Raw genomic sequence first — 13309 nt, 5'->3', positions numbered from 1 at the left:
GGCGCCGGGTCCCTGGTTCTGACCGCCGGGTCGCAGGTTCTGGTCATGGGCCGGAATCCGTCCGCAGATCCCTGGTCCGTCGACGTGAGTTCTGCCATGCTGTGGCCGTTGCAACGGCGTTTCCCTGACGTGCGGTCCGGGGCGGGTCACGGCCAGCCCCACGGGCACCGTTCCGCTTCGCGGGCCGGTTCCCGGGCAAGGAAGTGGGACGAGGTGCGGCGAGAACGGGCTCGGCACAGGGCTGGCCCACGACGTCCCGGAAGGACACAGCAAGATGGCACAGGGAACCGTGAAGTGGTTCAACTCCGAGAAGGGCTACGGCTTCATCGAGCAGGACGGTGGCAACGCCCCCGACGTGTTCGTGCACTACTCGGCGATCCAGTCCGACGGCTACCGCTCCCTCGAGGACGCCCAGCGCGTCGAGTTCGAGATCACCCAGGGCCCCAAGGGCCCCCAGGCCGAGAACGTCCGCGCTCTCTGACCTTCCGGCCGCTCACGCCGGCCGGCCCCGCACGGGCCCGCCCCCGCGCTGCGCGCGGGGGCGGGCCCGTCGCTCTTGCTCGGGTCGCTCAGCGCGCCGGCGGGGCAGCGTCGGGCACCGGTTCGTCCCGCACCGGCGGAACGGTGCCGCGAAAGCCGTCGAGCTCCGCACCGTGGAGGAGCCGGACCGGCAGCGGCAGCCGGCGCAGCCCGCGCTCGACGTCCGTGACGGGCAGCGGCTCGTCCGACGCCGCGAGCACCAGGTTGCCGTAGCGCCGGCCGCGCAGGATGCCCGGGTCGGCCACCAGCTGGACGTCGGCGAAGACCTCCTGCAGCGTCGCGACCTCCGCGCGTGCCTTGTACAGCGGCGGACGGTCGGTCAGGTTGACCAGGTACAGCCCGCCGGGCACGAGCGCACGGCGGACCTCGGCCGCCGCCTCCAGCGTGCGCACGTGACGCGGGACCTCGGCGTGTGCGAAGACGTCCCGCACGACCACCTCCCACGACCCCGGCCGCTGCGCGGCCGTCACCGCGCGGGCGTCACCCGTCCGGATGCGCAGCCGAGGTGCCCGCGGCAGGTCGAACCACTGGCGCACGAGGGTGGCGAGCACGTCGTCGAGCTCGACGGCGAGCTGCGTGGACCCCGGACGGCGGGCTTCGAGGGCCCGCGGAAACGCGCAGCCGGCGCCGCCGAGGTGGAGAGCACGGACCGGTCCGTCGGGACGTGACGCGTCGAGGAGCACCGCCATCTGCTGCATGTACTCGAACTCGAGGTACGCGGGATCCTCGAGGTCGAGGTGCGAGCTCTCCGTGCTGCCGAGCAGCAGCGTCACCCGGTTGGGGGCGCCGGGGTCCCGTCGCAGGCTCGCCGTGCCCAGCGAGGTCTGCACCGGCCCGGTGGGAAGGTCGTGCACCTTCGGCGCTGCGGCGGCGGGACGGCGACGGCGGTCTGGCACCCGGCCACGTTAGCCTGGGCCCCGGTCCGGCGAGAGGAGGGGCACGGGTGAGCAGAGCGCCGCGCAGCGCCGCCGCACGCCGGTCCTGGGGCGAGGACGACACGGGCTGCACGATCCTCCACGTCGACATGGACGCCTTCTTCGTCTCCGTCGAGATCCTCGACCGCCCCGAGCTGCGGGGGCTGCCGGTCATCGTCGGTGGGGAGCACCGAGGTGTGGTCGCCGCCGCCAGCTACGAGGCTCGGGCCTTCGGCGTTCACTCGGCGATGCCCGCGACGCGCGCCAAGGTGCTGTGCCCGCAGGCCGTCGTGCTCCCCGGCCGGCACGCGCGTTATGCCGAGGTCTCCCGCAAGGTCATGTCCGTCCTGGCCGAGGTGACGCCGGTCATGGAGCAGGTCAGCATCGACGAGGCCTTTCTCGACGTCACCGGCGCCGTCCGGCGGATGGGCTCTCCCGTCGAGATCGCCCGCTGGGTGCGTGCGGAGGTCCACCGACGCTCGGGCGTGCCGGCCTCCGTCGGTGTCGCGTCCAGCAAGCATGTCGCGAAGCTGGCGTCGACCCACGCCAAGCCGGACGGGTTGCTGCTCGTGCCGGCCGACGCCACGGTGCCGTTCCTGCACTCCCTGCCTGTCGGGGCGCTGTGGGGCGTGGGGGAGAAGACGCAGGAGATGCTCGGGCGGCACGGTATCGACACGGTCGCCGGGCTGGCCGCCACGCCCCTCACCGCGCTCCACCGGATGCTGGGCGTGGCCGCCGGCCAGCGCCTGCACGAGCTCGCGTGGGGCGTGGACACCCGCCGGGTCGAACCGACGCGGGCCGAGAAGTCGGTCGGCACGGAGACGACCTTCGCGGAGGACATCGCCGACCGGGCTCAGCTGGAGCGCGTGCTCCTGCGTCAGAGCCACGAGTGCGCGGCCCGGCTGCGTGCCGACGGCATGGTGACGTGGACCGTGGCCATCAAGGTCCGTCACGCCGACTTCACCACGTTGACGCGCTCCCGGACGCTCGCGGTCCCGACCGACCTCGCGCACGACATCCACGCGGCCGCTCGCGACCTCCTCGCCGGCGTCGAGATCCCGCGCGCGGGCGTCCGCCTGCTCGGGGTCCGTGCCGAGCGGCTCTCCGCGGCCGCCACCACGGGCGTGCAGTCGGCGCTCGACGACGACCCGCAGCAGGCGCTAGCCGAGCGCGCGATGGACGGAGTCCGGGCCCGGTTCGGCTCGCAGATCCTCCGGCCGGCATCACTGCTGGGCAACAATCGGCACTCCGCTTTCAAGAGCGGGTCGGGGGACCTATCCTGATCCTTACACCGTCGGTGCGACGGGACGTGGCGAGACTGGAGGTCCGATGCCTCTCTCCGAATACGAGCAGCGCATGCTTCAGCAGATGGAGCAGCAGCTGCGCTCTGATGACCCTCGGCTCGCCAACACGCTCGCCGACCGGCCTCGGCCGAACGTGCGTCGGCTGAGCCTGGGCATCCTGCTCTTCCTGGTGGGCCTGGGCGGCCTGATCGGTGGTGTCGCCACCGGGTACATCTGGCTCGGGGTGCTCGGCTTCGTTGCCATGCTCGGCGGCGTCCTGCTCGCCATCACGGGGCCGCGCGGTGGCGCGTCCCGCGGGGGTGGCCGTGGTGGGATCCGTCGACCGGGCGGCAAGGTGCCGCCCTCCGGCGGGTTCATGCAGCGTCAGGAAGACAGGTGGAACCGGCGTAACGAGGAGCGCGGGCGCTGACGCCCACGTCTCTCGCCAAACGCTGAAGCAGCCCGGCGCCGATCGGCGACGGGCTGTGTGCTTTCCTGGGCGACGCCCGAGCCTGCCCGTCCGGCGGCACGACCCGGTCGGGCGACGGAGGCCCATCAGCGTGCGGACGTGGAGCGCCTCGTCGCCGGAGACGTACCGGTAGTCGATGTCGACCGGTGATCGGCACCGTGAGCGTCGGGCTCCCACTCCGCTCCACCGCGACGTCCCCACTCCGCTCCACCGCGACGTCCCCACTCCGCTCCACCGCGACGTCCCCACTCCGCTCCACCGCGACGTCCCCACTCCGCTCCACGAGCGATTCCCACCTGGCTCTCGTGCACGTGAGGGGCGCCCCGCCGAGCGGCCACCCGATGCCGCGAATCGGCGCTGTCCCGCCGTTCTCGGGTCACCCGATGCCAGGAGGCGTCGCAGAGCGGCGGGCGCTCGCACGCCGGCGGCCCAGCTCGGCGGGCTCCGAAGGGGCGCTACGACGAAATTTCCCTCCACCTCGCTCCACCCGCGCTGATCTGCGGGTTCAGCGGGATACCCGGCCATATTTCGTGCGTAGAACGCTGCGCAGGGGAGGGAAGTGGAGTAATGTGGGGCCTACTGGTGGCGAGCGGAGAAGGAGGGGGGTGCAGATGTGTTCCTGGGCACCCACGCGCCTCGTCTCGACGACAAGGGCCGACTCATCCTCCCCGCGAAGTTCCGCGACCAGCTGGCGGCAGGCATCGTCCTCACCCGCGGTCAGGAACGGTGCCTCTACGCCTTCCCCATGCGGGAGTTCGAAGAGATGCACACGAAGCTCCGCCAGGCCCCCGTCACCAGCAAGCAGGCCCGCGACTACCTGCGCGTCTTCCTCTCCGGCGCTGCCGACGAGGTCCCGGACAAGCAGGGCCGCATCACTGTCCCCCCGGCGCTGCGCCAGTACGCCGGGCTCACGAAGGACCTGGCAGTGATCGGCGCGGGCACGCGCATCGAGATCTGGGACGCGACGGCCTGGGAGACCTACCTGGCCGAGCAGGAGCAGGCGTTCGCCGAGACCGCGGAGGAGGTGGTCCCCGGACTCTTCTGACGCACCACCCGTTCCGTTCTCACCCCCGACGTGGCCCCGTGCCCCCCGCACGACGAGGTCTCTCACCGCGACTCTGACGCACTTCCCCGGCGCCAGAGCAGGCGGAGGGAGTCCTGGTCGGGCGGTGGAGGGCCCCCGACCAGCAACCACCAGCAGTGCACAAGACCCGAACGGACCAGGAGCCCCGCATGAGCCAGGCGGACGCGAACGCGTTGCACGTCCCCGTGCTCGTGGGCCGCTGCCTCGACCTGCTGGCCCCGGCCGTCGACGCGCCGGGCGCGGTCATGATCGACGCCACGCTCGGCATGGGCGGGCACACCGAGGCGGCGCTGCGCCGGTTCCCCGACCTCCACGTGGTCGGGATCGACCGCGACCCCAGGGCGCTGGAGCTGGCCGGGGCTCGTCTCGCCCCCTTCGCCGGCCGCTTCACCCCCGTCCGTACCACCTACGACCACATCGACGACGTCGCGGCCGAGCACGGGCGCGATGGCCACGTGCAGGGCGTGCTGATGGACCTGGGGGTCTCGTCCCTCCAGCTCGACGACGCCACCCGGGGCTTCTCCTACGCCCAGGATGCCCCGCTCGACATGCGCATGGACCAGTCGAGCGGCGTCTCCGCCGCCGAGCTGCTCGCCACCGCCGACGAGGCCGAGCTGCGGCGGATCCTTCGTGTGTACGGCGAGGAGAAGTTCGCCGGACGGATCGCCGCGGCCATCGTCCGTCGCCGCGCCACGGCTCCGCTCGAGCGCACCGGCGAGCTCGTGGAGATCGTCCGCGAGAACATCCCCCAGGCCGCCCGCCGGACCGGCGGGAACCCGGCCAAGCGCACGTTCCAGGCGCTGCGCATCGCCGTCAACGGCGAGCTCGAGGTCCTGGAGCGGGCCCTGCCCCGTGCGATCGAGGCGCTCGCGGTGGACGGCCGGATCGTCGTCGAGTCCTACCACTCCCTCGAGGACCGCGCCGTCAAGACCGTCCTGGCCCGCGGGGCCCGGAGCTCCGCCCCGCCGGACCTCCCGGTGGAGCCGGAGACCCACCGTCCGTACCTCGAGCTGCTGACCCGAGGGGCGGAGGAGGCGGACGACGACGAGCGCGCGCGCAACCCCCGCGCCGCCTCCGTCCGGCTTCGCGCCGCCCGACGAATCCGCCCGACCCCCGACCACCTGCTCCCACCCCCCGACCGGAGCACCAGGAGGAATGCCGCATGAGCGCTGCACCCGCACGCGCGACCAGAGCGACCGCGCCCCGAGTCTCGTGGCGGCCTCGCCTCGAGGTGGTGCCGAGCCCGGCCCCCGCGCGCAGCGTCGTCCCCTTCATCGTGCTGTGCGTCGGCATCCTCGCCGCGGCGCTGCTCGGGGTCCTCCTGCTCAACACCCAGATGGCCGCCACCGCGTACGAGATCCACGACAAGCAGATCGCCCTCAACCGCCTCGACGAGGGCGAGGCGTCGCTGCGCGCCCAGGTGGAGGAGGCGGGCTCGCCCGCCGCCCTCCAGACCCGGGCAACGGAGCTGGGCATGGTCCCGGCCGAGGACATCCGCTTCGTGCTCCTGTCCGAGGGCAGCATCCTGGGGGCGGAGGCCGAGGGATGAGCGCACGGACCGTTGCGGAGCGCGGCCAGCGGGCACGCCGGCAGGCCATCCTCGTCCTCGTCCTGACGGTCCTGCTGGTCTTCGGCGGACGGCTCGTCTACGTCCAGGCGTTCCAGGGGCCCGAGCTCGCGGAGCAGGCGCGCGAGGACCGCACCCGCACGTCGGCGATCCGCGCCCCCCGCGGCGACATCGTCGACAGCGACGGCGAGATCCTCGCCACCTCCGTGGAGCGGTACAACATCGGCGTCAACCAGCTGCTCGTGCGCAACTACGAGCTCGAGGACGAGAAGACCGGCGAGGTTGTCTCCACGGGCGCGGCCGCGGCCGCGGAGGTGCTCGCCCCGCTGCTCGGACGCGACAAGGCCGAGCTCGGCGCCCAGATGGTGGGGGAGTCGACGTTCGTCTACCTCGCCAAGGGCCTCACGCCGGAGCAGTGGCGCGAGATCGACGCCCTGAACATCCCCGGCATCGAGCCGGAGGAGACCACGCAGCGCATCTACCCGAACGGCTCCACCGCGGGGAACGTCATCGGCTACGTCGGCCGCGACCGTGAAGGTCTGGCCGGACTCGAGCTCACCATGAACGAGGTCCTCACCGGCAAGGACGGCTCGCTCACCGTCGAGATCGGCGGCACCGGCCAGGTCATCCCTACCGGCCACCGCGAGGAGGTGCCTGCCGTCCAGGGGCACACCGTGCACACGACCATCGACCGCGACCTGCAGCACGTCGCCCAGGCCAGCATCGACGGCGCCGTGGAGAAGTTCGGCGCCGCGTGGGGGGCCGTCGTCGTCGAGGAGATCGGCACCGGCCGCATCCTCGCCCTGGCCGACTCGAACACCGTGGACCCCGGGAACTACCAGGACTGGGCGCCGGAGGACCGCGGCTCACGCGCCGTCTCCAGCCCCTACGAGCCCGGCTCGACCGGCAAGCTCCCCACGTTCGCCCTCGGCCTCGAGAAGGGCGTCATCGACACAGACACGCCCTTCACGGTGCCGGACACCCTCACCATGCCGAACGGTCAGACCTTCCGGGACAACAGCCCGCACGAGACCCTCCACCTCACCACGACCGGCGCGCTGCAGATGTCCTCCAACACGGCGACCGTGCAGGTCGGCGACATGGTCGACGACCGCGAACGCTTCAACCTCCTGCGCGGCTTCGGGTTCGGGGAGAAGACCGGCATCGAGCTGCCCGGCGAGGCCTCCGGCGTGGTCCGCGACCCCGACACCTGGGACGGGCGCACCCGCTACACCACGATGTTCGGCCAGGGCATGTCCGTCACGCTCCTGCAGAACACGTCGATGGCCGCGACCCTCGGCAACGGCGGGGTCCGCGTCGACCCGCGTGTCGTCGACGGCACCACCGACGGGGACGGCACCTTCACGCCGCAGGAGGTCGACGAGGGCGAGCAGATCCTCTCCGAGGAGACCGCCGACAAGATGCTGGCGATGATGGAGACCGTCGTCCAGAAGGGCGGCACGGGCCCGCAGGGCGCCGTGCCCGGCTACCGGGTGGCTGCCAAGACCGGCACCGCACAGATCCTCGATGACGCCGGTGGCATCAGCAACCGGCTCGGCTCGTTCGTGGGCGTGGCGCCCGCCGAGAACCCCCGCGTCGCCGTCGGCGTCGTCGTCTACCGCGGTGCCGGCACCTCCTACGGCGGCACCGTCGCGGCCCCGACCTTCCGCGAGGTCATGGGCTTCGCGCTGCGGGACATGGGCGTGCCGCCCTCGACGGAGCCCACCCCGAACCTGCCGCTCGAGCCGGAGCAGTGAGCGCTGCGAATGGACGCGGCGGCGAGAGGGACAACAATGGGGCGGTGACTTTCGCCGTACCGACCGCTCCATCCGCCGCGCCCGGACCTCACCGGCTCGGCGACCTCGCCGCCACCTTCGGGCTCGCCGTCGCGGACGGGAGCGGCCCCGACTGGGCCGACGTCGGCATCCGTGGGGTGCGCGCGGACAACCGGGAGATCGTCGGGGGCGAGCTGTTCGCGGCCCATGCGGGCGGGCGCGTCCACGGTGCCCGCTTCGCCGGCGCCGCGGTCGCCGCGGGTGCCGCCGCGGTCCTCACCGACCCGGCGGGCGAGAGCCTCCTCGCCGACGGCGACCCGCTCGGCGTGCCGGTCCTGGTCGCCCCGGACGTCCCGGCGCTGCTCGGCGAGCTGGCCGCGACCGTCTACGGCCTGCCGGCCGAGGCGCTCGGCTCGTTCGCCGTCACCGGCACCAACGGCAAGACGACGACCGTCTTCATGGTCGACCACGCGCTGCGCGCGCTCGGGCGGCGCACGGGCCTCATCGGCACCGTGGAGGTCCGCGTGGGCGAGCGGGCCGTCCCGGCCACCCTGACGACGCCGCAGCCCGCCGACCTGCAGGCCCTCCTCGCGCAGATGGTCGCCGAGGACGTCGACGACCTCGTCATGGAGGTCTCCTCGCACGCCCTGGCCCTGCGCCGCGTGGACCCGGTGGTCTTCGACGTCGCCGGCTTCACCAACCTCACCCAGGACCACCTGGACTTCCACGGCAGCCTCGAGGAGTACTTCGAGGCCAAGGCGGGCCTGTTCACCCCGGCCCGCTCGCGCCGCGGCGTGGTGGTCGTCGACGACGAGTGGGGCCGGCGGCTGGCCGAGCGCTCCGCCGCCGCCCGCCCGGGCGCCGTCGTCACCCTCTCGGCCACCGGTGACGGTCAGGCCGACTGGCGGGTCCGCGACGTCGTGGCGGACGCCTCCGGCACGGCCTTCACGCTCACCCACCGGGACGGCCGGACCCTGCGCACCCGCACCTCCCTGCCTGGCGGGTTCAACCTCGCCAACGCCGCCCTGGCCGCCGCGATGGTGCTGGAGAGCGGGGTCGGCGCCGCCGAGCTCGAGCGCGCCCTCGCCGCCGCCGGCGGGCTGAGCCCCCAGGTGCCGGGCCGGATGGAGCAGCTGGCCGAGCGTCCGCGGGTGATCGTGGACTTCGCGCACAACCCCGGTGCGCTCGCCCAGGCCCTCGCCGCCCTGCGCCCGACGACGACGGGCCGGCTGGTCCTCGTGTTCGGCGCCACGGGCTCGCGCGACCGCACGAAGCGCCCGGAGATGGCCCGCCTGGCCGTCGAGGGGGCGGACGTGGTCGTGGTCACGGACGACGACCCGCACGACGAGCCGCCCGAGCAGATCAGGGCCGAGGTGCTCGCCGCCGCCCGGGCCCGTGTGCCCGACACCACCGTGGTCGAGATTGCCAGCAGGGCGGAGGCCATCCGTACGGTGGTCCTCGAGGCCGGCGAGGACGACACGGTGCTCGTGGCCGGCCGAGGGCACGAGACCGTCCAGGAGATCGCCGGCGTGGACCACCACCTGGACGACCGTGAAGAGGTGCGCGCCGCTCTGGCGCTGCGCGCCGGAGGACTGAACTGATGATCACGATGACGCTCGCGCAGGTCGCCGCCGTCACGGGCGGCGAGCTCACGGGGGAGGGACGCACGCCCGTGACCGGCGAGGTCGTCACCGACTCCCGCGCGGTCGGGCCCGGCACGCTCTTCGCCGCCTTCGACGGCGAGCACGCCGACGGCCACGACTTCGTCGCCGCGGCACTGGACGCCGGGGCCGCCGGGGCGCTCGTCACCCGCGCCGTCCCCGGGACCGACCCGGGGCGGACCGTCCTCGTCGACGACGTCGCCGCCGCCCTGGGCCGCCTCGCCCGGCACGTGCTCGCGGAGCTGCGGGCTCGGCGCACCGCCGAGGACCCGCTGCGCGTGGTCGCCGTGACCGGCTCGGTCGGCAAGACCACCACGAAGGACCTCCTCGCGAGCCTGCTCGCGCCGCTCGGGGAGCACATCGCCCCGCCCGGCTCGTTCAACAACGAGATCGGCCTGCCGCTGACCGTGCTGCGCGCGACCGCCACCACGCGGACCCTCGTGCTCGAGATGGGCGCCGACCACGTCGGCAACCTCGAGTACCTCACCTCCGTCGCGCCGCCCGACGTCGCGGTGGTCCTCGCCGTGGGCCGCGCCCACCTGGGCGAGTTCGGCGGCATCGAGAACGTGGCCCGCGCCAAGTCCGAGCTCGTGGCCGGCCTGGCCCCCGGCGGCACCGCCGTCCTCAACGCCGACGACGCCCGCGTCACCGCCATGGCCTCCCTCGCCCCGGGCCGCGTCCTCACCTTCGGCCGGTCCGCCGGCGCCGACGTCCGGGCGGAGGACGTGCGCCTCGACGACGCCGGACGGGCCGCCTTCCGCCTCCACGCCCCGCAGGGGTCGGCCGACGTCCGGCTCGCCCTGGTGGGCGAGCACCACGTGACCAACGCCCTCGCCGCGGCGGCCGTCGCCCTCGACCTCGGCGTCGCGCCGGAGACCGTCGTGGGCGTCCTCGCCGGCGCCGGTGCCGCGAGCCCGCACCGGATGGACGTGCGCGACCGCGCGGACGGCGTGCGCGTCGTCGACGACTCCTACAACGCCAACCCCGACTCGGTGCGGGCCGGCCTGCGCGCCCTCGTGGGGCTCGCCGCCGGGCGGCGCAGCGTCGCCGTGCTCGGCGAGATGCTCGAGCTGGGGGAGTACTCCGCCGCCGAGCACCGTGCCGTGGGGGCGGACGCGGCGGGCCTCGGCGTGGACCTCGTCGTCGCCGTCGGGGAGGGGACCGCCCCGCTGGCCGAGGGCGCCCGTGAGGCGGACGGCGACGCGACCGCCGTCCTCCACGTCCCCGACGTCGAGGCCGCCCGCACCGTCCTGGGCGAGCGGCTGCGGCCCGGCGACGTCGTCCTGCTCAAGGGGTCGAACGGCTCCGGCATCTGGCGGCTGGCCGACGCGCTGCTCGAGGGCACCACCGGGAGGGCCGCCTCATGATGTCCGTGCTGATCGCCGGGGCCGTCGCGCTCGTCGTGGCCATGGCCGGCACGCCCCTGTTCATCCGGCTCCTCGTGGCGAAGAACTACGGCCAGTTCATCCGGCAGGATGGCCCGACCGCCCACTTCACCAAGCGCGGCACGCCCACCATGGGCGGCGTCGTCATCATCGGCGCGACGCTGCTGGGGTACACGATCTCCAACATGGTCAGCGGCCGGCTGCCCAACGCCTCCGGCCTGCTGCTGCTCTTCCTCATGGTCGGCATGGGCCTGATCGGCTTCCTCGACGACTACATCAAGATCTCCCGGCAGCGATCCCTCGGCCTCGACGAGCGCAGCAAGCTCATCGGCCAGGCCGTCATCGGCATCACCTTCGCCGTGCTCGCCCTGCAGTTCGAGAACGAGAACTACCGCACCCCCGCCTCCACCCAGATCTCCTTCATCCGGGACACCGGCATCGACCTCGCGTGGGCCGGGGCAGGCCTCGGGCTGGTGCTGTTCGTGCTGTGGGCGAACTTCCTGATCACCGCCTGGAGCAACGCCGTCAACCTCACCGACGGCCTCGACGGGCTCGCCACCGGCGCGTCGATGTTCGTCTTCGGCGCCTACACGGTGATCACCATCTGGCAGTCCAACCAGTCGTGCCAGTACCTCGCCGAGCCGGGACCCGGCTGCTACGAGGTCCGCGACCCCCGCGACCTGGCCATCGTCACGGCCGCCATCGTCGGCGCGTGCTTCGGCTTCCTGTGGTGGAACACCTCGCCGGCGCAGATCTTCATGGGCGACACCGGGTCCCTCGCCCTCGGTGGCGCTCTGGCCGGCCTGTCGATCCTCACGCGCACCGAGTTCCTCGCGGTCATCCTCGGCGGCCTGTTCGTCATCATCGTCATGAGCGACGTCATCCAGATCGGCTTCTTCAAGATGACTGGCAAGCGCGTGTTCCGCATGGCCCCGCTGCACCACCACTTCGAGCTCAAGGGCTGGGGCGAGGTCACCATCGTGGTGCGCTTCTGGATCATCGCCGCCCTGTGCGTGGCGCTGGGCCTGGGGCTGTTCTACGCCGAGTGGGTCTCGGTGGCGCCGGCATGACCGGCCGCCCGCCCGCGCAGGACCTCGACGGCGCCCGCGTCGCGGTCGTCGGTCTCGGGGCCTCCGGCCGTGCGGCCCTCGAGGTCCTCGGCACCACCGGGGCGACGCTGTGGGGCCACGACGCGGCCGAGTCCGCGCTCGACGCTGCCCGCGAGAGCGGCGAGGTGCCGGCGGACACGACGCTGTCCGCGGCGCCCGACCCGGTGGACCTCGCCGAGCGGGTGCTGGCCGCCCGCCCCGACGTCGTCGTCGTCTCGCCCGGCATCCCCGCCGTCTCTCCGCTGCACGTGCGCGCGACCGCGGCGGGCGTGCCCGTGTGGAGCGAGGTCGAGCTCGCGTGGCGCCTGCAGGCCCGCCGCCCCGACGGGACCCGCGCGCCGTGGCTGACGCTGACCGGCACCAACGGCAAGACCACGACCGTCTCGATGCTCGCCTCGATCCTGACCGCCGCCGGGGAGAACGCCCCCGCGGTCGGCAACGTCGGCACGCCGATCGTGCGGGTGGCCGCCGCGGGCGGGGCGGACGTCCTCGCGGTGGAGCTGTCGAGCTTCCAGCTGCACTCCACCCACACCGTCAGCCCGCAGGCCAGCGCCTGCCTGAACCTCGCCCCCGACCACATCGACTGGCACGGCTCCTACGAGGCCTACCGGGCGGACAAGGCCCGGGTGTACGAGCGCACCCAGGTGGCGTGCGTGTACAACGAGGCCGACCCGGTCACGCGCGCGATGGTCGAGGAGGCGGACGTCGTCGAGGGGGCGCGCGCCGTCGGCACGACGCTGCGCACCCCGGCCGTAGGCCAGCTGGGCCTGGTGGAGGAGTTCCTCGTCGACCGGGCGTTCATCGCCGAGCGGCACCACGCGGCCGCCGAGCTCGCGACCCGCTCCGACCTCGCCCATCTCGCCCCCGGCGGCGCCGACGTGCCGGACCACGTGCTCGCGAACGCCCTCGCGGCCGCCGCGCTCGCCCGCGCGCACGGCGTTGCGCCGGAGCACGTGCGCCAGGGGCTGCGTGACTACGCCCCCGGCGCCCACCGGATCGAGCTCGTGGCCACCGTCGACGGCGTCGCCTACGTCGACGACTCCAAGGCCACCAACGCGCACGCCGCCGCGGCGTCGCTCGGCGCCCTGCCGGCCGGGACCGTCGTGTGGATCGCGGGCGGGCTCGCCAAGGGCGCCAGCTTCGACGACCTCGTCGCCGCCCACCGGGACCGGCTGCGCGCCGCCGTCCTCATCGGGGTCGACCGGGAACCGCTGCGGGGGGCGCTGGCACGACACGCGGCCGACGTCCCGGTGATCGAGGTCGACGCTGGCGAGGATGGGGACGTGATGACGCGGGCGGTCGCGGAGGCGGCGCGGCTCGCCCGGCCGGGCGACACCGTGCTGATGGCCCCGGCGTGCGCCTCGATGGACCAGTTCCGCAACTACGCCGAGCGCGGCGAGGCCTTCGCCCGCGCGGCACGAGAGCTTCGGGGGAGCAGATGACCACGCTCGACGGCGTCCGGCGCCCCCGTCCGGCCCGCCCGGCGCGCGGCGCGCGCCCGGCCCGCCCGGCCGCGCAGCCG

12 protein-coding genes are annotated in these 13309 nt (G+C 73.8%); 11 read left to right on the top strand and 1 reads right to left on the bottom strand.

What is annotated here, in order from left to right; all coding sequences use genetic code 11:
- Positions 1–274 precede the first annotated feature (274 nt).
- Positions 275–481: a cold-shock protein gene (locus KZX45_RS17380; RefSeq protein WP_248259021.1), complete on the top strand. Its 207-nt coding sequence runs from the start codon at positions 275–277 to the stop codon at positions 479–481.
- 88 nt (positions 482–569) lie between these two features.
- Here KZX45_RS17380 and KZX45_RS17375 read toward each other — a convergent pair whose 3' ends face one another.
- A complete protein-coding gene (locus tag KZX45_RS17375; protein WP_248259020.1) occupies positions 570–1436 on the bottom strand; it encodes a fused MFS/spermidine synthase in 867 nt (288 codons plus the stop codon).
- Between the two features lie 47 nt (positions 1437–1483).
- On the opposite strand from KZX45_RS17375, the gene dinB reads away from it, so the two are divergent.
- From dinB to murD, 10 genes are all read left to right on the top strand, one after another.
- The gene (gene dinB / locus KZX45_RS17370) at positions 1484–2737 is read left to right on the top strand and encodes a DNA polymerase IV (RefSeq protein WP_248259019.1); all 1254 of its coding nucleotides are present in this window, start codon (positions 1484–1486) and stop codon (positions 2735–2737) included.
- Between the two features lie 46 nt (positions 2738–2783).
- A complete protein-coding gene (locus KZX45_RS17365) occupies positions 2784–3167 on the top strand; it encodes a DUF3040 domain-containing protein (protein ID WP_248259018.1) in 384 nt (127 codons plus the stop codon).
- Positions 3168–3819: 652 nt separating this feature from the next.
- Positions 3820–4251 (top strand): division/cell wall cluster transcriptional repressor MraZ, encoded by a 432-nt coding sequence (mraZ, locus tag KZX45_RS17360; RefSeq protein WP_248259017.1) that lies wholly within the window; start codon positions 3820–3822, stop codon positions 4249–4251.
- Between the two features lie 188 nt (positions 4252–4439).
- Positions 4440–5456 (top strand): 16S rRNA (cytosine(1402)-N(4))-methyltransferase RsmH, encoded by a 1017-nt coding sequence (gene rsmH, locus KZX45_RS17355; protein ID WP_248259016.1) that lies wholly within the window; start codon positions 4440–4442, stop codon positions 5454–5456.
- A complete protein-coding gene (locus KZX45_RS17350; RefSeq protein WP_248259015.1) occupies positions 5453–5839 on the top strand; it encodes a hypothetical protein in 387 nt (128 codons plus the stop codon). The genes rsmH and KZX45_RS17350 overlap by 4 nt, the downstream gene beginning before the upstream one ends.
- Positions 5836–7614: a penicillin-binding protein 2 gene (locus KZX45_RS17345; RefSeq protein WP_248259014.1), complete on the top strand. Its 1779-nt coding sequence runs from the start codon at positions 5836–5838 to the stop codon at positions 7612–7614. The genes KZX45_RS17350 and KZX45_RS17345 overlap by 4 nt, the downstream gene beginning before the upstream one ends.
- Before the next feature lie 44 nt (positions 7615–7658).
- Positions 7659–9233, top strand: a complete 1575-nt coding sequence (locus KZX45_RS17340) for a UDP-N-acetylmuramoyl-L-alanyl-D-glutamate--2,6-diaminopimelate ligase (RefSeq protein WP_248259013.1) — start codon at positions 7659–7661, stop codon at positions 9231–9233.
- Positions 9233–10660 (top strand): UDP-N-acetylmuramoyl-tripeptide--D-alanyl-D-alanine ligase, encoded by a 1428-nt coding sequence (gene murF, locus KZX45_RS17335; protein ID WP_248259012.1) that lies wholly within the window; start codon positions 9233–9235, stop codon positions 10658–10660. Before KZX45_RS17340 ends, murF begins: the two co-directional genes overlap by 1 nt.
- Positions 10657–11748 carry a phospho-N-acetylmuramoyl-pentapeptide-transferase gene (mraY, locus tag KZX45_RS17330; RefSeq protein ID WP_248259011.1) on the top strand — a complete coding sequence of 364 codons (1092 nt, stop codon included), beginning with the start codon at positions 10657–10659 and terminating at the stop codon, positions 11746–11748. The genes murF and mraY overlap by 4 nt, the downstream gene beginning before the upstream one ends.
- Complete coding sequence (gene murD, locus KZX45_RS17325) at positions 11745–13229, top strand: UDP-N-acetylmuramoyl-L-alanine--D-glutamate ligase (RefSeq protein ID WP_248259010.1); 1485 nt, start codon at positions 11745–11747, stop codon at positions 13227–13229. Before mraY ends, murD begins: the two co-directional genes overlap by 4 nt.
- Positions 13230–13309: the final 80 nt, after the last annotated feature.

The organism is Georgenia sp. EYE_87 (assembly GCF_023148685.1).
Lineage (GTDB): Bacteria > Actinomycetota > Actinomycetes > Actinomycetales > Actinomycetaceae > Georgenia.
Note: the sequence above shows the minus strand (reverse complement) of the source record. Positions and strands in the feature narration are given on the sequence as shown.

Bases quoted from the DNA above. Each gene is read 5' to 3' on its own strand.
- KZX45_RS17380 (WP_248259021.1), top strand. From the start codon at position 275: ATGGCACAGGGAACCGTGAAGTGGTTCAACTCCGAGAAGGGCTACGGC.
- KZX45_RS17365 (WP_248259018.1), top strand. From the start codon at position 2,784: ATGCCTCTCTCCGAATACGAGCAGCGCATGCTTCAGCAGATGGAGCAG.
- rsmH (WP_248259016.1), top strand. From the start codon at position 4,440: ATGAGCCAGGCGGACGCGAACGCGTTGCACGTCCCCGTGCTCGTGGGC.
- KZX45_RS17350 (WP_248259015.1), top strand. From the start codon at position 5,453: ATGAGCGCTGCACCCGCACGCGCGACCAGAGCGACCGCGCCCCGAGTC.
- KZX45_RS17345 (WP_248259014.1), top strand. From the start codon at position 5,836: ATGAGCGCACGGACCGTTGCGGAGCGCGGCCAGCGGGCACGCCGGCAG.
- murF (WP_248259012.1), top strand. From the start codon at position 9,233: ATGATCACGATGACGCTCGCGCAGGTCGCCGCCGTCACGGGCGGCGAG.
- mraY (WP_248259011.1), top strand. From the start codon at position 10,657: ATGATGTCCGTGCTGATCGCCGGGGCCGTCGCGCTCGTCGTGGCCATG.
- murD (WP_248259010.1), top strand. From the start codon at position 11,745: ATGACCGGCCGCCCGCCCGCGCAGGACCTCGACGGCGCCCGCGTCGCG.